This window comes from Pseudomonas sp. BMS12 (genome assembly GCF_001592875.1).
GTDB lineage: Bacteria > Pseudomonadota > Gammaproteobacteria > Pseudomonadales > Pseudomonadaceae > Aquipseudomonas.
The window spans coordinates 190095-210572 of the sequence record NZ_LSOF01000013.1 but is presented as its reverse complement, the minus strand read 5'-3'; the positions used below and the strand labels follow the sequence as shown (position 1 = coordinate 210572).

Annotated in this window: 17 protein-coding genes and 1 tRNA gene; 13 read left to right on the top strand and 5 right to left on the bottom strand. The window is 61.2% G+C overall.

What is annotated here, in order from left to right; genetic code table 11:
• Window position 1: 1 nt before the first annotated feature.
• A tRNA-Asn gene (locus tag AYB31_RS13415) sits at window positions 2–74 on the bottom strand.
• Window positions 75–283: 209 nt separating this feature from the next.
• Between AYB31_RS13415 and AYB31_RS13410 the strand changes: the two genes are divergently transcribed.
• Window positions 284–2638 (top strand): DUF1631 domain-containing protein, encoded by a 2355-nt coding sequence (locus AYB31_RS13410; RefSeq protein ID WP_068829191.1) that lies wholly within the window; start codon window positions 284–286, stop codon window positions 2636–2638.
• Window positions 2639–2974, top strand: coding sequence for a PilZ domain-containing protein (locus tag AYB31_RS13405; protein ID WP_068829190.1), 336 nt, complete (start codon window positions 2639–2641; stop codon window positions 2972–2974). It begins immediately after the preceding gene.
• 46 nt (window positions 2975–3020) lie between these two features.
• On the opposite strand, the gene clpB is transcribed toward AYB31_RS13405, so the two are convergent.
• The 3 genes from clpB to rluD form a co-directional block, all read right to left on the bottom strand.
• Complete coding sequence (gene clpB, locus AYB31_RS13400) at window positions 3021–5585, bottom strand: ATP-dependent chaperone ClpB (RefSeq protein ID WP_068829189.1); 2565 nt, start codon at window positions 5583–5585, stop codon at window positions 3021–3023.
• A 122-nt stretch (window positions 5586–5707) separates the two neighbouring features.
• The gene (gene pgeF, locus AYB31_RS13395; RefSeq protein ID WP_068829188.1) at window positions 5708–6442 is read right to left on the bottom strand and encodes a peptidoglycan editing factor PgeF; all 735 of its coding nucleotides are present in this window, start codon (window positions 6440–6442) and stop codon (window positions 5708–5710) included.
• Entirely contained in the window at window positions 6426–7397 is a 972-nt protein-coding gene (rluD, locus tag AYB31_RS13390; RefSeq protein WP_068829187.1) for a 23S rRNA pseudouridine(1911/1915/1917) synthase RluD, read from the bottom strand. The genes pgeF and rluD overlap by 17 nt, the downstream gene beginning before the upstream one ends.
• A 147-nt stretch (window positions 7398–7544) precedes the next feature.
• Between rluD and AYB31_RS13385 the strand changes: the two genes are divergently transcribed.
• The 4 genes from AYB31_RS13385 to AYB31_RS13370 all read left to right on the top strand — a co-directional run bounded on the left by AYB31_RS13385 (window position 7545) and on the right by AYB31_RS13370 (window position 11867).
• Window positions 7545–8567, top strand: coding sequence for an outer membrane protein assembly factor BamD (locus tag AYB31_RS13385; RefSeq protein ID WP_068829186.1), 1023 nt, complete (start codon window positions 7545–7547; stop codon window positions 8565–8567).
• A gap of 147 nt (window positions 8568–8714) precedes the next feature.
• Window positions 8715–8942, top strand: coding sequence for a PP0621 family protein (locus AYB31_RS13380; protein ID WP_068829185.1), 228 nt, complete (start codon window positions 8715–8717; stop codon window positions 8940–8942).
• On the top strand, window positions 8932–10524 hold the full coding sequence (locus AYB31_RS13375; protein ID WP_068829184.1) for an ATP-binding protein: 1593 nt from the start codon (window positions 8932–8934) through the stop codon (window positions 10522–10524). Before AYB31_RS13380 ends, AYB31_RS13375 begins: the two co-directional genes overlap by 11 nt.
• A gap of 2 nt (window positions 10525–10526) precedes the next feature.
• Entirely contained in the window at window positions 10527–11867 is a 1341-nt protein-coding gene (locus tag AYB31_RS13370; protein ID WP_068829183.1) for a sigma-54-dependent transcriptional regulator, read from the top strand.
• A gap of 14 nt (window positions 11868–11881) precedes the next feature.
• On the opposite strand, the gene thiO is transcribed toward AYB31_RS13370, so the two are convergent.
• Window positions 11882–12991: a glycine oxidase ThiO gene (gene thiO / locus AYB31_RS13365; protein WP_068829182.1), complete on the bottom strand. Its 1110-nt coding sequence runs from the start codon at window positions 12989–12991 to the stop codon at window positions 11882–11884.
• Between the two features lie 80 nt (window positions 12992–13071).
• Here thiO and AYB31_RS21170 point away from each other — a divergent pair, with 80 nt between their 5' ends.
• From AYB31_RS21170 to AYB31_RS13335, 7 genes are all read left to right on the top strand, one after another.
• Entirely contained in the window at window positions 13072–13581 is a 510-nt protein-coding gene (locus tag AYB31_RS21170; RefSeq protein WP_082805303.1) for a GspH/FimT family pseudopilin, read from the top strand.
• 109 nt (window positions 13582–13690) lie between these two features.
• Window positions 13691–14182 (top strand): GspH/FimT family pseudopilin, encoded by a 492-nt coding sequence (locus AYB31_RS13360; RefSeq protein ID WP_068829181.1) that lies wholly within the window; start codon window positions 13691–13693, stop codon window positions 14180–14182.
• Window positions 14179–14691: a type IV pilus modification protein PilV gene (gene pilV, locus AYB31_RS13355; protein ID WP_068829180.1), complete on the top strand. Its 513-nt coding sequence runs from the start codon at window positions 14179–14181 to the stop codon at window positions 14689–14691. Before AYB31_RS13360 ends, pilV begins: the two co-directional genes overlap by 4 nt.
• A 2-nt stretch (window positions 14692–14693) precedes the next feature.
• On the top strand, window positions 14694–15443 hold the full coding sequence (locus tag AYB31_RS13350) for a PilW family protein (protein WP_068829179.1): 750 nt from the start codon (window positions 14694–14696) through the stop codon (window positions 15441–15443).
• On the top strand, window positions 15440–16003 hold the full coding sequence (locus AYB31_RS13345) for a pilus assembly PilX family protein (RefSeq protein ID WP_068829178.1): 564 nt from the start codon (window positions 15440–15442) through the stop codon (window positions 16001–16003). Before AYB31_RS13350 ends, AYB31_RS13345 begins: the two co-directional genes overlap by 4 nt.
• Window positions 16004–16041: 38 nt before the next feature.
• On the top strand, window positions 16042–20025 hold the full coding sequence (locus AYB31_RS13340; protein WP_068829177.1) for a pilus assembly protein: 3984 nt from the start codon (window positions 16042–16044) through the stop codon (window positions 20023–20025).
• On the top strand, window positions 20022–20450 hold the full coding sequence (locus tag AYB31_RS13335) for a type IV pilin protein (protein ID WP_068829176.1): 429 nt from the start codon (window positions 20022–20024) through the stop codon (window positions 20448–20450). Before AYB31_RS13340 ends, AYB31_RS13335 begins: the two co-directional genes overlap by 4 nt.
• Window positions 20451–20478 lie beyond the last annotated feature (28 nt).

The window sequence follows — 20478 nt, the reverse complement described above, 5'->3', positions numbered from 1 at the left end:
GCTCCGCGACCTGGACTCGAACCAGGGACCCAATGATTAACAGTCATTTGCTCTACCGACTGAGCTATCGCGGAACTTCTATCTTCCAGCCCTGACACCGTAGCGGCTAGGCCGTTTCCCGTATCAGAGGCGCGCCATTTTACGGAGCGGAATATTTCTGTCAAGCCTGATAATCGAAGATTCGTCGGATGCGAATATCAGCGATAACCGGCTACTCTATGGGTGACAGCATGAGCCAGTTCACAGTAGCGCCTCGAAGCAGAGCAGCCGCGCAGGATAACGCATGAGTTCTCAGGATATTCCCCCGACCACTCCCGCACCGGGCGTCGCCAGCCGCGCCATTCAACCGCGCTTCGGCGAGTTGGTGCAGGACTGCCGCAAACTGGTGATGAACAACCTGGCCGAACACCTCACCGACCTGTTTGCCCAGGTCGATGACACCCTATTCGAAGGCGCCGAAAAAGCCGAAAACAACAAGGTGCAAACCCTGTTCTTCGACGCCATGCGCGATCTGCGCCGCATGCGCCCGCAAATCGAACGCAGCTACCACCAACGCATCGCGCAGAACTTCGCCGACTTTCTCGAAGGCAAGCTCAAGAGTAAGGCCGAGCAGGCAGAAACCAGCAGCGAAAGCCTGTCGCTGGTGCAGAACGAGGAATACGAGGAAAGCCTGCAGGTCACCAACATGGTCAGCAAGGTCAAGGCCCGCAGCACGCGCACGCTGTTTGCCCTGGAGCAGCGCCTGGCCCTGCTCAACAACGGGCAGAAGCTGGGCGAAGACAGCAACCCCTTCGGCCCGCAGGCGCTGGCCGATGCCTTCCGCGAGGCCCTGGTGCCGCACCCGCTGCCACTGCGGATCAAGGTCATCCTTTATATGCTGTTCGAGCGCAACGTGATGCAGGGCCTCGACACCCTGTACGAGATGCTCAATCAGCGCCTGATCAATGCCGGCATCCTGCCCAATCTCAAGTTCACCGCCCAGCGCTCCAGCACACCTCCGCCGGCGCCCAAGGCTCCCGCACAGGCCGGCAGCGAGAGCGGCGCTGCACACTCCGCCCCGGCAGCAGCTGCGCCAGGAGCACCAGCCGCCGCCATGACGGCCATGCCGGCGGCGCCTAGCGATCTCGGCGCCCCGCCACCGCAAGACCCAGGCCAACTGTTCGGCGGCCTGGCCGCCCTGCTCAGCGAGCGCCGTGAGCGCGACCTGGACGCACCGCTACCCGGTGGCGCCCGTAGCATCGCCAGCTTCGCCCCACGCACGGCCAGCAGCACCTACAGCGCCGGCGAACTGCTTGAAGCCCTGACCCGACTGCAGCAGCAGTCCGCCAGCACCCTGACCCAGCGTCTGCAGGGACCGCAACCGGTCGAGGAGCTCAAGGTCAGCCTGCAGCAGCAGCTGGAATCCCACAGCAGCCTGCCCGGCCAGCAGAAGCTGGCGGACCAGGAGGCCGACGTGATCGACCTGGTCGGCATGCTGTTCGACTTCATCCTCGACGACGACAACCTGCCGGACGCCTGCAAGACCGCCCTCTCCCACCTGCACACGCCCTACCTGAAGGTCGCACTGCAGGACAAGGCGCTGTTCACCCAGCACCATCATCCGGCCCGCCGCCTGCTCAATTCCATGGCCCAGGCCGGCGTCCTGTATGGCGGCGAAGGCGACGAGCGCGGCCTGCTGGCAAAGATCCACTGGGTGGTGGAGCGGGTGATCCATGGCTTCTCCGGCGACCTGCTGCTGTTCAACAGCCTGCAGGACGAGTTCGACGAATTCGTCGCCACCCTCAAGCACAAGGTCGAGCTGCGCGAGCGCCGCGCGGTGGAGGCAGCCAAGGGCCGCGACAAGCTGCTCGGCGCCCGGCAGCTGGCCGTGGACGTGATCCACCGGGTGCTCAACGAGCGCCAGCTACCTAGCGTGATCCATAACTTCCTCGAGCTGACCTGGGCCGACGTGCTGGTGTTCGTGCTACTGCGCCATGGCGAACGCAGCCCCGAGTGGCAACGCGCCAGCGAAGTGGCCGAGCAGCTGGCCTGGAGCGGCACAGCGCTGGATGAGGAAGGCCGCGCGCGTCTGCAGAACTTGCGTGTAGGCCTGCTCGATGAGCTGCGCAAAGGTCTGGAGCTGCTCGGCGGCTACCATGAGGACGGTATCCGCCGCCTGCTGCAGGACATAGTCGCCTGCCAGCACGCCGTGCAAGCCCAGCAGCCGCAGGTGGCCGCCAAGATCAAGAGCCAGCTGCGGGAAAGCCCGCTGGGTGCCATGCTCGGCGAAGATGCCGTACTGGTAGAGCCGGTCAAGAAGGACGAGCGGCGCCTGTCGCAGCGCGCTCAGGCCCTGGTCAAGGAGCTGCAGCAACTGGAGTTCGGCACCTGGTTCGAATTCGTCCAGGGCGATAACGTGCAGGTGCTCAAGCTATCCTGGTTCAGCCCCACCACCCATAACTACATGTTCGTCGACCATAGCGGCCAACGGGTAGCGGTCAAACCCATCCGCCAACTGGCCTGCGAGATGGAGCAAGGCCTGGTGCGCATCCTCGCCGAGGAGCGTGCAGCGCCCCTGGTGGATCGCGCACTCAACGCCATCTACCGCGTCCTGCAACGCTTCACCGGGCGCACCCCAGAAGTCGGACAAGGAGCCTGAATGGACGACCGCCGCCAGCACAGCCGCCACACCACGCAACTGAATATCGAAGTCCTCGACCTGCACAGCGGACGGCGCCTCGGCCGCATCGTCGACCTTTCCGAGGACGGTTTCATGCTGGTCAGCGAGCAGCCGCCGGAAGCCGACTCGGTATGGGAGTGCCGCCTGGTACTGGACCAACCACTGGAAGGCATCCACGAAATCCGCCTGGGTGCCGACTGCCTGTGGAGCCGCGCGGAGCCCGGCCACAGCGGCTGGTGTGGCTTCCATATCATCGACCTGGCGGACGATCAGATTCCGGCTCTGGCCGTGCTACTGCGCCACCTGGAAGCCTGAATGAAAAAAGCCCCGGTCTCCCGGGGCTTTGGTTTCGACGCACCACTCAGGTGAAAACGATGTCTTCGCCTTCCACACTTGCCTGCACGCGCGCGCCTGGGGCGAAGTCGCCAGCGAGAATGCGCTGCGCCAGCGGGTTCTCGATCCAGCGCTGGATCGCCCGCTTCAGCGGCCGCGCGCCATACACCGGGTCGTAACCGACTGCGACCAGCTTGTCCATGGCCTCACTGGACAGCTCCAGCACCAGCTCGCGCTCGGCCAGACGGCTGCGCAGGCGGCCCAGCTGAATCTCGGCAATACCGGCGATCTGCTCGCGAGCCAGCGGCTCGAATACCACCACCTCGTCGATGCGGTTGATGAACTCCGGACGGAAGTGGCTGCTCACCGCATCCATTACCGCAGCGCGCTGCGCTTCGCGATCGCCGACCAGCTCCTGGATCTGCGCCGAGCCAAGGTTGGAGGTCATGACTATCACGGTGTTCTTGAAGTCCACGGTACGTCCATGGCTGTCGGTCAGGCGACCATCTTCCAGCACCTGCAACAGCACGTTGAACACGTCCGGGTGGGCCTTCTCGACCTCGTCCATCAGCACCACCGAGTAGGGTTTGCGGCGCACCGCCTCGGTCAGGTAACCGCCCTCCTCGTAGCCGACGTAGCCGGGCGGCGCGCCAATCAGGCGAGCCACGCTGTGCTTCTCCATGAACTCGGACATGTCGATGCGTATCAGCGCCTCTTCGGTATCGAAGAGAAACTCGGCCAGCGCCTTGCACAGCTCGGTCTTGCCCACCCCGGTCGGGCCGAGGAAGAGGAACGAGCCGCTCGGCCGATTGGGGTCAGCCAAGCCCGCGCGGGAACGGCGCACCGCATTGGCCACGGCCACCACGGCCTCGTCCTGGCCGATCACGCGCTGGTGCAGCAACCCTTCCATCTTCAGCAACTTGTCGCGCTCGCCTTCGAGCATCTTGCTCACCGGGATGCCGGTCCACTTCGACACTACTTCGGCGATTTCCTCGTCGGTGACCTTGTTGCGCAGCAGCTGGTTCTCGCTCTTGCCGTGCTGATCGACCATCTGCAGGCTGCGCTCCAGGTCCGGAATGATGCCGTACTGCAGCTCGGCCATGCGCTGCAGGTCGGACTTGCGCCGCGCCGCCTCGAGGTCGGCCTTGGCCTGCTCGATCTTCTGCTGGATCTGCGCCGAGCCCTGCACCTCGGCCTTCTCCGACTTCCAGATTTCCTCCAGGTCGGCGTACTCCAGCTCCAGCCGGGCGATGTCCTCCTTGAGCTTCTCCAGCCGCTTGAGCGCGGCGTCGTCGTCTTCCTTCTTCAGCGCCTCGCGCTCGATCTTCAGCTGGATCAGGCGCCGCTCCAGACGATCCAGCGCCTCCGGCTTGGAGTCGATCTCCATGCGGATGCGGCTGGCCGCCTCGTCGATCAGGTCGATGGCCTTGTCCGGCAACTGACGGTCGGTGATATAGCGGTGCGACAGCTTGGCGGCGGCTATGATCGCGCCATCGGTAATGGTCACCCCGTGGTGCACCTCGTAGCGCTCCTTCAGACCCCGCAGGATGGCAATGGTGTCTTCCTCGGACGGCTCGTCCACCAGCACCTTCTGGAAGCGGCGCTCCAGCGCGGCGTCTTTCTCGATGTACTGGCGGTACTCGTCCAGGGTGGTGGCGCCAACGCAGTGCAGTTCGCCGCGTGCCAGCGCCGGCTTGAGCATGTTGCCGGCATCCATGGCGCCATCGGCCTTGCCCGCACCGACCATGGTGTGCAGCTCGTCGATGAACAGGATGATCCGCCCTTCCTGCTTGGACAGCTCATTGAGCAGAGCCTTGAGGCGCTCCTCGAACTCGCCACGGAACTTGGCGCCGGCAATCAGCGCGCCCATGTCCAGGGCCAGTAGGCGCTTGTCTTTGAGGCCGTCAGGCACCTCGCCATTGATGATGCGCTGGGCCAGACCTTCGGCGATGGCGGTCTTGCCGACGCCAGGTTCACCAATCAGCACCGGGTTGTTCTTGGTGCGCCGCTGCAGGACCTGAATGGTGCGGCGAATCTCGTCGTCACGGCCGATCACCGGGTCGAGCTTGCCCTCTTCGGCACGCTTGGTCAGGTCGACGCAGTATTTGTCCAACGCCTGGCGCGACTCCTCGACATTGGGGTCGTTGACCGCCTGGCCACCGCGCAGGTTGGCGATGGCGTTTTCCAGGGCTTTCTTGCTCACGCCCTGGGCCAGCAGCAGTTTGCCCAGGCGCGTGCTGTCGTCCATGGCCGCCAGCAGCACCAGCTCGCTGGAGATGAATTGATCGCCCTTCTGCTGCGACAGGCGGTCGGCCTGGTTGAGCAGGCGCGCCAGATCCTGCGACAGGTTCACGTCACCGGTGGGGTTCTGCAGCTTGGCCAGGCCATCCAACTCCTTGGTCAGCGACTGGCGCAGGGCGTTGATGTCGAAGCCGACCTGCATCAGCAGCGGCTTGATCGAGCCGCCCTGCTGCTCCAGCAGGGCCTGCAGCAGGTGCAGCGGCTCGATGGCGGAATGGTCGAGGCCCACGGCGATGGACTGGGCATCGGAAAGCGCAAGTTGCAACTTGCTGGTCAAACGGTCGATTCGCATGAATATGTCCTTCCTTCGATAAGCGGGCCGGAGCGCTGAACTGCTCCCTACAGTGAAGCCCGGAGTTGCTCTTTAGATGAGGACAGTTTCGGCCGATTCAAGCGGACGAACCTTGATGCGGATCAGTCGACCAGCCAGACCAGCGAGGCGAAGCGCCCGGTACGGGCGGCACGGCGGTAGGAAAAGAAACGCGGATCGGTGAAGGTATCCAGCCCGCCGCCATACACGGCGGTGACGCCAGCAGCGGCCAGGCGGATGCGGGCCAGGCCATAGATATCCGCCATGAACTTGCCCGGATTGGTGCTGGGGCGAAAGGCCGAGTCTGCTTGCGGATGGACAGCCAGAAACGCCTCGCGCACTTCCGGGCCGACCTCGAAAGACTGCGGGCCGATGGCCGGTCCGAGCCAGACCAGCACCTCGCTCGCCGGCACGGCCATCGCAGCCAGGGTGTTTTCCAGCACGCCCGCAGCGAGCCCACGCCAACCGGCATGGGCGGCGGCCACACGGGTTCCGGCACGATCACAGAACAGTGCCGGCAGACAGTCGGCAGTCAGAACGGCACAGGCGGTGCCCGACGTGGCCGTCCAGCTGGCATCGGCGGTCACCACCTGCGCCGGGGCGGCCTCGACCACGTCCGGGCAGTGTACTTGCTTCAGCCACGCAGGCTGGCAGCCGAGACGCTCGACCAGCAGGCAGCGGTTATCGGCAACGGCCTGCGGATCATCCTCGACATGGTCGCCCAGATTGAGGCCATCAAACGGCGGCAGGCTGACGCCGCCGACACGCGTGGTGACGCAGGCGCGCACATGGGCCGGCGCCGGCCAGTCCGGCAGCAGCCAGTCAGACGAAGGATTCATGGTCCTGGCGCAGCAGCGACAGCAGCCAGACCAGATCTTCCGGCAACGGCGACTCCCACTTCATGCGCTTGCCAGTCTCCGGATGCTCCAGTTCGAGGAAGCGAGCATGCAGTGCCTGGCGCGGGAACTCGCGCAGGGTCTGCACCAGGGTCGGGCTGGCCGCGGGGGGAATGCGGAAGCGCCCGGCGTAGAGGGGGTCGCCCACCAGCGGGTAACCGACATGGGTCATGTGCACGCGAATCTGGTGGGTACGCCCGGTTTCCAGCTTGACCCGCACATGGGTGTGCGAGCGGAAGCGCTCCAGCACCCGGTAATGGGTCACCGCCGGTTTGCCGCCGTCGATCACCGCCATGCGCTGGCGGTTGGCCGAGCTACGACCAATCGGCGCATTGATGGTGCCGCCGGCGGTGATCACGCCGATGCTGATGCACTCGTAGATGCGGCTGACACTGCGCTTCTGCAGCTGATCGACCAGCTTGGTCTGCGCCTGCAGGGTCTTGGCCACCACCATCAGGCCGGTGGTGTCCTTGTCCAGGCGGTGCACGATGCCGGCACGCGGCACATTGATGATGTCCGGCACGTGATGCAGCAAGGCGTTGAGCAGAGTGCCGTCGGCATGCCCGGCAGCCGGGTGAACCACCAGGCCGGCAGGCTTGTCGATCACCAGCAGGTGTTCGTCCTCGTAGACGATGTTCAGCGCGATATCCTGCGCCACCCACTCGCCCTGGGCCTCCTGCTCGGCCTGCAGGTCGAGCACCGCGCCGCTGTGCACGATGTCACGTGGGCGCAGCACGGCGCCGTCGACCGTCAGGCGACCATCCTTGATCCAGCCGGCCAGGCGCGAGCGCGAATATTCGTCGAAAAGCTGCGCGGCGACCTGGTCGAGACGCTGCCCGCCCAGTTCGGAAGGCACTTCGGCGGTGAGTTGAATGAGCTGATCGGAGTCTTCGGACATGGGCTACTGCGGAGGGCGGTGCGGCTTTTGGTTTCGGCGGCACGCTGTGGTTAAATACGGCGTCTTTGTCCCGGCCATTTCCGGGGCGCCCATCATAACAGGACGGTAGAGGCCTAGACAGCCGCCGTCACAGGGACGCAAGCCACCATGCAAGTGAAACACCTGCTGCTGATCGCCACCCTCGCCTTCACCGCCGCATGCTCTTCCAACAAACCGGAAGTGGACGAGAACCTGAGCGAGTCCGAGCTCTACCAGCAGGCCCAGGAAGACCTCGACAACAACAGCTACAACAACGCCACTGCAAAGCTGAAGGCCCTGGAGTCGCGCTATCCGTTCGGCCGCTATGCCGAGCAGGCCCAGCTCGAACTGATCTACGCCTATTACAAGAATGCCGAGCCGGAGGCCGCCAAGTCCGCCGCCGAGCGCTTCATTCGCCTGCACCCGCAGCACGCCAACGTCGACTACGCCTACTATCTCAAGGGCCTGGCCTCCTTCGACCAGGATCGCGGCCTGATTGCCCGCTTCATTCCGCTGGACCTGACCAAGCGCGACCCAGGCGCCGCACGCGACTCGTACAACGAATTCGCCCAGCTCACCAGCCGCTTCCCCAATAGCCGCTACTCCCCGGACGCCAAGGCACGCATGGTTTACCTGCGCAACCTGCTGGCGGCCTACGACATCCACGTCGCCCACTACTACCTGACCCGCCAGGCCTATGTCGCCGCCGCCAACCGTGGCCGCTACGTGGTGGAGAACTTCCAGGAGACCCCTGCCGTGGCCGACGGCCTGGCAGTGATGATCGAAGCCTATCAGCGCCTGGAGTTGAATGACCTGGCGGCCACCAGCCTGGAAACCCTCAAGCTCAACTATCCGGACCATGAGAGCCTGGTCGACGGCCAGTTCGTACCGCGCGAAGAAGAGGCCGACAACCGCTCCTGGCTGGCCAAGGCCACTCTCGGCCTGATCGAGTCGGACGCGCCGCTGCCGCCGGGCGAGACCCGCGCCAGCCAGGACGTGATTCGCCAGTACGAAGACGCCGAAGAAGCCATCCCGGACGAGCTGCTCCCGGAAAACCAGGACGAGGCCACAGAGGACCTGCAGTCTGAAGCCGAAGGCAACAGCGACGATCGCTCGTGGTTCAGCTACATGACCTTCGGCCTGTTCGACTGAACAGACTCGACGCTCGACAAAGGGAGGCATCGCCTCCCTTTTTCATGCCCGCAGGGCGCGCAACAGTCCACGCTTGCCGGTATTTCCTGCTGCATCGCGCCACCCTCCTTGGCTAAACTGGCAGCTTATCGACAAGAAGAGTCCATCATGGTCCGCCTGCTATTCTGGATCGCCCTGATCGCCGCCGCCGTCTGGCTGTGGCGACGCATCAATCGTCCAAGCATCCGCCCCACCGAGCCCGAGCAAGCCGCACCGATGGTGCGCTGCGCCCAGTGCGGCGTACACGTACCGCGCGACAAGGCCCTGCCACGAGGGCAGCACTGGTATTGCAGCCAGGCCCACCTGGATCAGGACAGCGACCACAGTGAGCGCTGAAGAGCTGGCCCTCGGCGGCATTCCCGGCCGCCGCGTTCTACGCCTGTACAACCTGTACCGGGTGACGGTCGGCCTGGCGCTGGTGATACTGATTTCCAGCCAGCTGGATAGCGAACTGCTGCAACTGGCCCATGAGCAGTTGTTCCGTTACGGCAGCTGGACCTACCTGATACTCAACGTACTGGTAGCCGCGCTCTTGCAGCGCCCACGGCATCTGGCCCAGATATTCAGCCTGGCGCTGATCGACGTACTGATATTGTGCGCCCTGTTCTACGCGGCCGGCGGCACGCCCAGCGGTATCGGCAACCTGCTGGTAGTGGCCGTAGCCATCGCCAACATCCTTCTGCGCGGACGCATCGGCCTGCTGATCGCCGCAGTCGCAGCCATTGGCCTGCTGACGCTGACCTTTTACCTGAGCCTGCTGCGTCCTGCCGCCACCGCCCAGTTCGTGCAGGCCGGCGCTCTAGGCGCACTGTGCTTCGCCGCGGCACTCTTTCTCCAGGGTCTGACCAAGCGGCTGCAACAGAGCGAAACCCTGGCCGAGCAGCGTGCCGTCGACGTCGCCAGCCTGGAGGCACTCAACTCGCTGATCTTGCAGCGCATGCGCACCGGCATCCTGGTGCTGGACAAGCAGCATCGCGTGCTGCTCGCCAACCAGGGCGCTTTGAGCATGCTCGGCCGCCCCACCCTGGAGGGCAAGGTGCTAGACCCGCACTGCCCCGAGCTGGTCAAGCGCCTGCAACAGTGGCTGCACAACCCGACCTTACGCCCGCAAAGCCTGCAGGCCATTCCGGATGGCCCAGTGCTGCAGCCCAGCTTCATCCCCCTGCAGCGTGGCGAAGAACAGCACACCCTGGTGTTCCTCGACGATATCTCGCAAATCACCCAGCAGGCCCAGCAGCTCAAGCTCGCCTCCCTGGGCCGTCTGACTGCGGGCATCGCCCACGAGATCCGCAACCCGCTAGGCGCCATCAGCCACGCCGCGCAGCTGTTGCAGGAGTCCGAAGACCTGGATGAGCCCGACCGACGTCTGGCGCAGATCATTCAGGATCACTCGCGACGCATGAACATGGTCATCGAGAACGTCCTGCAGCTATCGCGCCGCCGCCAGGCCGAGCCGCAACTGCTGGATCTGAAATACTGGCTGCATCGTTTCGCCAGCGAGTTCCGCAATTCGGCACGCCTGGACCAGACCCTGCACCTGGAGGCTGTCGGTGGCGGCCTGCAGACCCGCATGGACCCCCACCAACTGACCCAGGTGCTGACCAACCTAGTACAGAACGGCCTGCGCTACAGCGCCCAGACCCACCAACTCGGCCAGGTCTGGCTGAAGCTTTATCGCGATGCGGAAAGCGACCTGCCGACCCTGGAGGTGCTGGACGACGGCCCGGGCGTATCGCCGGAGCAGGTACAACACATCTTCGAGCCCTTCTACACCACCGACAACAAGGGCACCGGCCTGGGCCTGTATATCTCCCGCGAGCTGTGCGAAAGCAACCAGGCTCGTCTTCACTACCAACCACGCGAAGGCGGTGGCAGCTGCTTCCGCATCACCTTCGCCCACCCACGCAAGTTGAGCTGACCATGAGCATCCGGCAGAGAGCCCTGATCGTCGACGACGAACCCGACATCCGCGAACTCCTGGAAATCACCCTGGGGCGCATGAAACTCGACACGCGCAGCGCGCGCAACGTCAAGGAAGCCCGCGAGTGGCTGGCCCGAGAGCCCTTCGACCTGTGCCTGACCGACATGCGCTTGCCCGATGGCACCGGCCTGGAGCTGGTCCAGCACATCCAGCAGCGCCATGCCCAGGTGCCGGTGGCGATGATCACCGCCTACGGCAGCCTGGACACGGCCATCAACGCCCTCAAGGCCGGCGCCTTCGACTTCCTCACCAAGCCCGTCGACCTTGGCCGCCTGCGCGAACTGGTCGCCACCGCCCTGCGCCTGCGCAGCGGCGAGGATGCCGACGGCCCGGTGGACACCCGCCTGCTCGGCGAGTCGCCGCCGATGAAAACCCTGCGCAACCAGATCCAGAAACTGGCCCGCAGCCAGGCTCCGGTCTACATCAGTGGCGAATCTGGTAGCGGCAAGGAACTGGTCGCACGCCTGATCCACGAACAGGGCCCGCGCGCGGAAAAGCCCTTCGTGCCGGTCAACTGCGGCGCCATCCCCTCGGAGCTCATGGAAAGCGAGTTCTTCGGCCACAAGAAGGGCAGCTTCACCGGTGCCATCGAGGACAAGCAGGGCCTGTTCCAGGCCGCCAACGGCGGCACCCTGTTCCTCGACGAAGTGGCCGACCTGCCGCTGTCCATGCAGGTCAAACTGCTACGCGCCATCCAGGAAAAGGCCGTACGCGCCGTAGGCGGCCAGCAGGAAGTAGTGGTCGACGTACGCATCCTCAGCGCTACCCACAAGGACCTGGCCGCCGAGGTCGCCGCCGAACGCTTCCGTCAGGACCTGTTCTATCGCCTCAACGTCATCGAGTTGCGCGTGCCCGCCCTGCGTGAGCGTCGCGAGGATATCCCGCTGCTGGCCGATACCATGCTCAAACGCCTGACCGAAGGCAGCGGCCTGCCGGCGGCCAAACTGACCAGCGAAGCCCTCGACAAGCTCAAGTGCTACCGCTTCCCCGGCAACGTGCGCGAGTTGGAGAACATGCTCGAACGCGCTTACACCCTCTGCGAGAACGAGCAGATCCAGGCCAACGACCTGCGCCTGGCCGACGCGACGCCCGCCAATGAAGCCGGCGAGGCCTCACTGGCGCAGATCGACAATCTGGAGGACTACCTGGAAGAGATCGAACGCAAGCTGATCATGCAGGCCCTGGAGGAGACTCGTTGGAACCGCACCGCGGCCGCCCAGCGCCTGGGCCTGACCTTTCGATCCATGCGCTATCGACTGAAGAAGCTGGGCATCGATTGATGCCCTTAGCAGCCCTACGCAATCGGCCGCCAGCCCAGCCGTCCTGCGGGTGAGTAGGGTGTCGGGTCGACTATCGGCTCCTCGCCCAACATCAGATTCTTCAACAACTCACAGGAAGCTGGCGCCAATACCAAGCCATTGCGATAGTGGCCACAATTCAGCCACAGGCCTGGGTACTCCGGCACTTCGCCGATAAAGGGAACTCCCTCCGGCGACCCGGGCCGCAGACCAGCCCAGTGCCCTACGATCGGCGCATCAGCTAGGCCCGGCAACAACTCCTCGGCCGACGCCTTGAGACTGGCCAGCGCCTCATCGGTCGGCGTCTTGTCGAACCCCACATGCTCCAGAGTACTGCCCACCAGGATGTGGCCATCCTTACGCGGAATGGCGTAACGCCCCTTGGCCAGGACCATTGCGGACAGAAAGTCCGGCTCCTGCTTGTAGAGAATCATCTGACCCTTGACTGGCTCAACCGGCAAATTGAGGCCCAAGGTTTGCAGCAGCTCGCCGCTCCAGGCGCCAGCGGCTAGCACTACACAGTCTGCGGTAACCGTTCCTGAAGACGTTTTCGCCCCAACTACACGCCCACGCTCTACCAGCAACCTGTCGACACTCATCCCAGAAACCAGAGAAATATTGTGATCCACCTGTAAAGCCCCTTGCAGCGCCTGTAGCAAGCGGGGGTTTCTGACATTAGCCAAGTCCGGCATATACAAGGCGCGAGCGAAGCGACCACCAAGTACGGGAATCCGACTCATAACTTTCTGCCGGTCGACCCTCAGCATCTCTTTGCCTAGCGCAGCCGCCCAATCGAGCGCCTTATCTTCATCCTCCAGATCGAGCCAATAAAGCCCCGTACAACGCACTTCAGGGTCAATACCGGTGCCCCTCCGAAGCTTGTCACCTAGCGCCGGATAGTACCCCTGCGACCAACCAGCCAGCGCCCCCACTGCCTCGCTGTAACGCCAGGGGTAGAGCGGCGAGACGATACCCCCACCCGCCCAGGAAGCCTCACAGGCCAACGAACCGCGCTCAACCAACTCAACCTGATACCCCTGCTCGCCTAGCAAACGGGCGGTTAAAAGGCCTATGACACCGCCCCCAACGACCAAAGCTTTTGCCACATGTCCTCCATTTGCAAAACCGCCCTACCGCGACTAAACCCCTAGCTGCCAGGACGGCAATCCAACAACAGGGACTCATGATGAGAAAATCCAATCAATGCGCTTTCAGCCTATCTGAGCTTTTACTCACTCTGGCGATAATCGCCATTGGAACAAGTATCGCAATACCAGCCCTCGGCACAGTCGTCGATAAAAGCCATCAAAACTCACTGCGCGACACTCTGCACGCCTCGCTCCAGCAGGCCAGAGCTCATGCGATATTGCATAGACGCAAAGTCGAAGTATGCGCCAGCCGCGACGGCTTAAACTGCCACACCGACTGGAGCAGTGGCTGGATGACACGCCAGAGTGGCGACAACCAAAATCCTCTGCAACGCTTCCAACAATCACAAAAATCCAGCCTGCAATGGGCCGGCTTCGACAAAACCATTCGCTTCCATCCGAATGGCACCTCACCTACCAGCAACGGTCGCTTCTACCTATGCTACCGGGGCGGGGTCGCCTGGCAGCTAATCCTCAACAGACAGGGCCGGGTCAGACCAGGAACGCAGAAAGAGAACAACAACCTAGCTGCAAAGTGCACCTCATAGCGGCAATACATAACCGATCATCCCGCCCAGCATGCCAACTGTCCTACCCGATAAGACAGCAGAGGCGGGATATTGGAATATGCGCTCAGAAAACCACAAGGAGCACACCATGTCGCGACACCCGGACATGCGCGGATTCACGCTGATCGAGCTGCTGGTTACCATCGCTCTGCTTGGTATCGCGCTTGGGATCGCAGTACCCAACTTTGCGAGTCTGATACGCAACAACCAGGTTGAGGCGCAGGCGCAAACCCTGAACAGCCTGCTGCAATTCGCTCGCAGCGAGGCAGTGGTGCGTCGAGCCCCTGTCACAGTGAGCAATGTGGGTAACGTCTGGACCATCGCGACCAGCTCGCAAACCCTGCGTCAAGAGACATTCAACTCAGCGCAGGCCGACATCACCACCTCCCCCAGCCCAATCAACCTGACCTACAGCTCGAATGGCACATCATCATCGGCCGGGGAAACCCGCATTACCATTTGCAGGGACAGCAATCCAACTTTCGGCTATCTGCTGACGGTAGATCGCAGCGGTAGCAGCCGCCTGCACAACCGAGGCAAGGACAGCGACACCACTGCACTGGGAGATTGCACGCCATGAACAAAGCTCGCAGTGCCAATAACGGCTTCACGCTGATTGAGGTCATGGTCACGCTGATTCTGCTGACCATCGGCATGCTGGGTCTGGTTGCCATGCAGGGGCGCGGCATTCAGTACACCACCGACTCCACACAACGAAACAATGCAGCCATGCTTGCCAGCGACCTGCTGGAGCAGATCCGTGCCAACCCATCGGCACTCGACAGCTACCTGTTAACCGCATTGCCGGCCGCCGGCACCTGTGACACATCAACAGCCATCCAGGCCAACGACGTGAGCCAGCAACTTACCTGCTGGACCAACAAGGTGCGCCTACTGCTGCCGGATGTCGATGCACTCGCGGATCAGTTCTATGTATGCCGCTCATCCGCCCCCGGCACCTGCGCAGCAGGTTCGGCAGTAGAGATCCAGGTTGCCTGGAGATCGCTTGGTGACGGATGCCTGGATGCATCAGCACCCGCCAATTCTGACCCTACCATCTGCCGGTTCCGCCTGAGAGGGGAGCTTTGAACATGCACAAACAGCGCGGCCTATCCATGGTTGAAGTGCTGATCTCCCTTCTGATCAGCAGCTTCCTTATTCTCGGCATCACCCAAGTCTATCTGGACAACAAGGAAAATAGCCTTTTCCAACAGAGTCAGGGTGGCAATCTGGAGAATGCCCGTTTCTCCATTCTGATACTGGAACAAACGCTCTCCAGAACAGGCTATCGCAGAATGCCTGACCAACCTCCGGAGACGGTCTTCCCAATCACCTCTACCAGCGACTGCGGGACGCTAAATGCAGGCCAGGTTGCCAAGAAAGTGAGTGACACCTCATTCTGCATTCGCTATCAACCCGCCTTCACTGGCGCCCAGGATTGTGCCGGTAACAATATCGCGGGCATCCCGACCAGCCCCTATCAAGATGGGCCAGTAGTGACCGAGTTCTACGCACTGGTTGACCTCGATACCAGCGACGCAGACAACTCCCTGCAACTGGCCTGCAACGGCAACGTGATCGCCTCCAATATCTCTGCAGTTCGCTTTGAGTATGGCGTCAACAGTAACAGCGAGAAAGTTGTCTCCAAGTACACCAGCTCACCGGCCACCAGCGAAAATATTCGCGCAGTGCAGTTTTCCATCATGGCGGCCAGCCCTACAGAAATAACCAAGAACGCGGGAAGCACAGCCTACACCTACTGGTTTGGCACCGCCCCTGCCGACAAGAAGCTCTACACCATGCTTTCCACCAGCACCAGCATGAGGAACCTGATGCCATGAATACAGCCCTCTCTGGCGCCAGCCTGAAAAGCACAAACAGGCAAAAAGGCGTGAGCCTGGTAATCGCCCTTGTCTTTCTGTTGGTCATTACCGTGCTGGCTATTGCCAACTTACGGGAGGTAACCCTGGAGTCCCGTATCACCGGCAACCTGATTGAAAACAAGCAACTGCTCCAGGTCGCCGATGCCGCCACCCGCGACGGAGAGCGCCGCACAGTTGCACGAGGCCCCCAGGAGCCTACGGATAATTGCTCCAATATCGCTACCGGCAAGCTCTGCCTGCTCAATCGTCTTCCCGATTATCAGATCGATATGACGGACAGCCAGGTGTACTCGCCCAGCGACGGTACCACCATGCACGGCACTGCGCAGTGGTATTCACAACCGGCGCCTAGCGGTGAAGCCGACGGCTCAACGGAAAACCCGGAGTACGGCAACATGGCCTTGGGCATCGGAGTTTTCCGCTACGAGGTTAACGGCATGGCCAGCAGCAACGGCAATCAAGCTGCCGTCAGAACTACCGTGGCACTCAACTCCAAAGGGTTGATTGAAGAAAAGTAAGCCATTACGGCTCGGCCGGTAACACCGGGGAGAATTTCATGAAGATGTCCATTGCCAACCACAAAACCCTGCTCAGCACCCTGGGTTTTTGCCTCTACTTTGCAGGCACATTCAATGTCAGCGCTGCTGCTCTGAATATCAGCCAGAAACCACTGATCCTTAGTGAAACCGTTGCGCCCAACCTGCTACTGACCATCGACGACTCGGGAAGTATGCGCTGGGCCTTCGCTCCAGATGGCATCGACGGCATCGGCAGCAGTCGCAGGGCCAAAGCACCGGCGTTTAACCCGATGTACTACGACCCCTCGGTGACTTACCGCATTCCGACGCGCTACGACAGCAACGGTAACGAATCGACTACTCCCTACAGCACCAGTTTTACCAATGGCTATCACAATGGTTTCAATACTGGGCGAGGAAGTTACAACCTATCGAATGGCTACCGTGTCACTTGGAGTTACGACCCACGTGGAAGTCTTCCCAACCCCCCAGACCCCACTAAAGACTATGGTTTCAACAGCACCGCAAACAAATTTGCCGAAAACCCACAAGCGGACTTCTACTTCAATAGCGGCAGTTTTTCAGGCCCTTCGAGCGGGTCGGAAACAAAGACCATTGGTGGTGTAACCTTCACAGTAACGCGCAAAAGTGGCGGGTCTGGCTGCACTGTTAGCATAGCCACCCCCCAGTTCAGCACTGCTACCCCATCCTGCAGCCGCACCAGCACGAACTACACAGTAACCGTAGACGCACGAAAAGCTGCTGTCCCAGCCTATTACTATGTCAGGGACACCTCGCTGCCCGGCTGTTCTGCATCTGACCTGACCGACGAAGACTGCTACAAATTAGTTCTCGTCTCGTCCACTTCGGGACAAAACCGCCCCGACGATACTGCCTCAGGTGCTGACGAAAGGCAGAACTTCGCCATCTGGTACTCCTTCTATCGCAACCGCGGCTTGGCCACCCAGGCTGCAGCACAGATCGCTTTTGCCACCCTGCCCCCGGAAGTACGTATCACCTGGCAGAACCTCAATGCCTGCACCACTTTCACCGGTAGTGATACAGACTGCAAGGATAACAAGCTCCGCGAATACACCACTGCCCATCGTGGACGCTTGATGTCCTGGCTGCAGGACCCACCTTTTTCAGGAAGCACATGGTTGCGCGCAGCCATGTACCGTGCTGGCGAATTTTATAAAACAACGACACCCTGGCAGAAATACCCAAACGACAGCTCGCAGACCAATAATGCGGGCAACACTTACGCCTGTCGTCCGAGCTATCACATTCTCATGACTGACGGTATCTGGAACCAAAACTTTACCAAACCTGCAGACTACAAGGATGACTCGTCTAGCGAAAATAATGGTGCTGGCTATACCTTGCCGGACGGCACAGTTTACGACGGAAAACGTCATCCTTATGCCGACAGCCAAAAGGAAACGGTTGCCGACTTGGCTTTCAACTACTGGGCCAATGACCTAAATACGACGCTAGCCAACAAGCTGCAGCCCTATTACCCCTTCAAAGATAGCGACCCAACAAAAAGCTATTGGGATGCTCGCAACGACCCGGCAACCTGGCAGCACATGGTCACCTTCACCATGGGTTTGGGATTGAGCAGTTCGCTCACCCAATCCGGCCTCGAATGGGATACCAGCCAGGGGACTTTTGGCGGTACTGGCTACAACAACTTAGTGAGCGGCAGTAAAACGTGGCCACCGGCTGCAAAGGACAGCAGCAATAACGTCTACGACCTCTGGCACGCGGCCATCAACTCCCGCGGCGAGTTCTTCAGCGTCGACAGCCCGGACGCAATGGTCAAAGCCTTCAAGGACATTCTCAACCGCATTGCCGACCGCACCACCTCGGCCGCACGCCCTGCCGTATCGGCATCGTTCGTTTCCGACGCCGATGACAGCGCCATTGAAAGCAATGTCTATGCGACCCAATTCTCCAGCAATGACTGGAGCGGGGAAATTATCAAGACCCTGATCGACGGCAGCGGCGCCCAAACCGTTAAGTGGAAAGCACAAACTGCTAACAAGAACCTGGCAGCAGCTACTCGCAAGGTCATGATGAAGGATCTGACCAACGCCACGACCAAGCTCAAAAGTTTCACCTGGGCCAACCTGAGCACGGCACAACAGAACCTGCTCAGCGTCAATCCAGAAAGCCTGGTTGGTGCAACCGACAGCCTAGGCTCGCAGCGCGTCGACTACATTCGCGGAGTTCGCACCCTGGAAGGTACTACCAGCCCGTCATTCCGTACCCGCAGCACCATCCTGGGCGACATCATCAACTCGAGCCCGGTTGTAGTTGGCACACCGGGTTACCTGTCCTATCTGGCAGATCGCATTGAGAACCCAACGGGTACTCTCAATGGCTATCAGAGCTATGCGACATTCAAAGCTGCCAACAAGCGCACGCTGCGCAAGGAAATGATCTATGTCGGTGGTAACGACGGCATGCTGCACGGTTTCAACGCTGAAACGGGTGTAGAGGAGTTCGCATTCATCCCCACCGAGGTAATCAAGAACCTCAACCGCCTCACGGGCCAGAACTACACAGGCGCCGAACACCGCTACTTCGTCGATGGCACCCCGATCGTTCGTGATGTCTACTTCGGCAATGCTGCAAATGAGGGCTGGCACACGGTCCTGATCGGTACGCTGCGTGCTGGCGGCAAGGCGTTGTTCGCCCTAGACATCACCAACCCGAATGACATAAAGCTGCTATGGGAATTCGACTCCACGACTGACACCGACCTGGGCAACACTTTCGCCCAACCGGAGATCGTCCGCCTGCACAGCGGTCAGTGGGCGGTTTTGATGGGCAATGGCTATAACAGCACCAACGACCGCGCCGCCCTGATGATCATCGATATCAAGACCGGCAATCTGCTGAAAAAATTGGTCGTACCTCAAGTCGTGGACTCTGGCGTTACCCTGCCGAACGGCCTGTCCAGTGTGCGCGGGGCGGACAACAACGGCGACGGCCTGGTCGACTACGCCTATGCCGGTGACCTTCAGGGTAATCTGTGGCGTTTCGATCTGGTGCCAACTGTCAGCCCAGTCAGCTCAGGCAGCACCGATACCTCTCTGACGGGCGACCCCTTCTCCCGCAGCTCACTGACGAATGTCACTACCAATGACTTCACTATTGCCTACGGCAGCACACCCATCTTTACCGCACGGGACTCTGTAAGCGGTCTTGGCAAACGTCAGGCCATCACCATCCAGCCATCCCTGGTACGCCACCCTTCCACCATTGGCTACCTGGTGTTGATTGGCACCGGCAAGTACCTGGAAAGCAGCGACGCCAACGTAGACACCAGCCGCGCCATGACGGTTTATGGCGTGTGGGATCGTCAGACCAAGCGCCAGAGCACTTCTGCCAGTACAGCCAAAGCGACGGATCGCGCCGGCATGCAGGCCCAAAAATTCACCTCACAGGTGGACAATGCAGTGATTGGCGACAGCTCACAGTCAGCTATCAACGACATTCGTCTGCTGAGCCAGGACACGGTCAAGTGGTTCAAGGACTACAACGCCAGCAACCCCAACGCAACCTCGAACGACACCAGCAACGATGCGTCGGTCAACCTCTGGGGCTGGTCACTCGACCTGTCCGTAGGTAATGTGCGAACGGGCGAGATGGTCATCAACAACATGTCGGCACGCGGACAAACCCTGTTCCTGAGCAGCCTGACACCCAATCAGGACCCTTGCGCCGCTGGCGCCGACACCTGGTTGTATGGCATCGACGCCTACACAGGTGGCCGCACCAAATACAACGTGCTGGACCTGAACAATGACAAGGTGGTCAATTCGAGTGACCAATATGGTTCAGCCAAGGATATCGTCTCCGGCCGACGCTTCCCGGCCATTGGCGGCTTCACCCTGGCCCCTGGCAACAAAGTCTACGGTAGCGACGGCGCAGGTGATCCTGCCACCGTTGGCGACGATCCAAACAACAGCGGCCGCCAGAGCTGGCACATTATTCCCGAGGAGTTCCAATGAGCAGTAAGCAGGCTGGATTTACTTTGCTTGAGATGATGCTGGCAGTTGCCATCATCGGCATCCTTGCAGCCATTGCGATTCCCAACTACTCCGAGTACGTAGCCCGTAGCAAACGCTCTGAAGGGCAAGCACTTCTCAGCGAAGGAGCAGCGCGCCAGGAGCGCTTCTTCGCGCAGAACAACAGCTACGTAACCAACGCTGCCAACATAGGTCAACTGGCCTTGCGCAACACATCTGGGACCAAGGTAATGTCAGAAAACGGCTACTACGAGATGACTGTAAGCTCTGAAGCCAATGATGGTGGCTATACCCTCACCGCCACACAAAAGTTCGGAGACGGATCTTGCGGTAACCTGAAACTCAACGCACTCGGAGTAAAAAACCGAACCGGCTCCGGAAAAACCGTGGAGCAGTGCTGGAAGTAAACCCCAACTATAAAAAGGCCCGGAATTT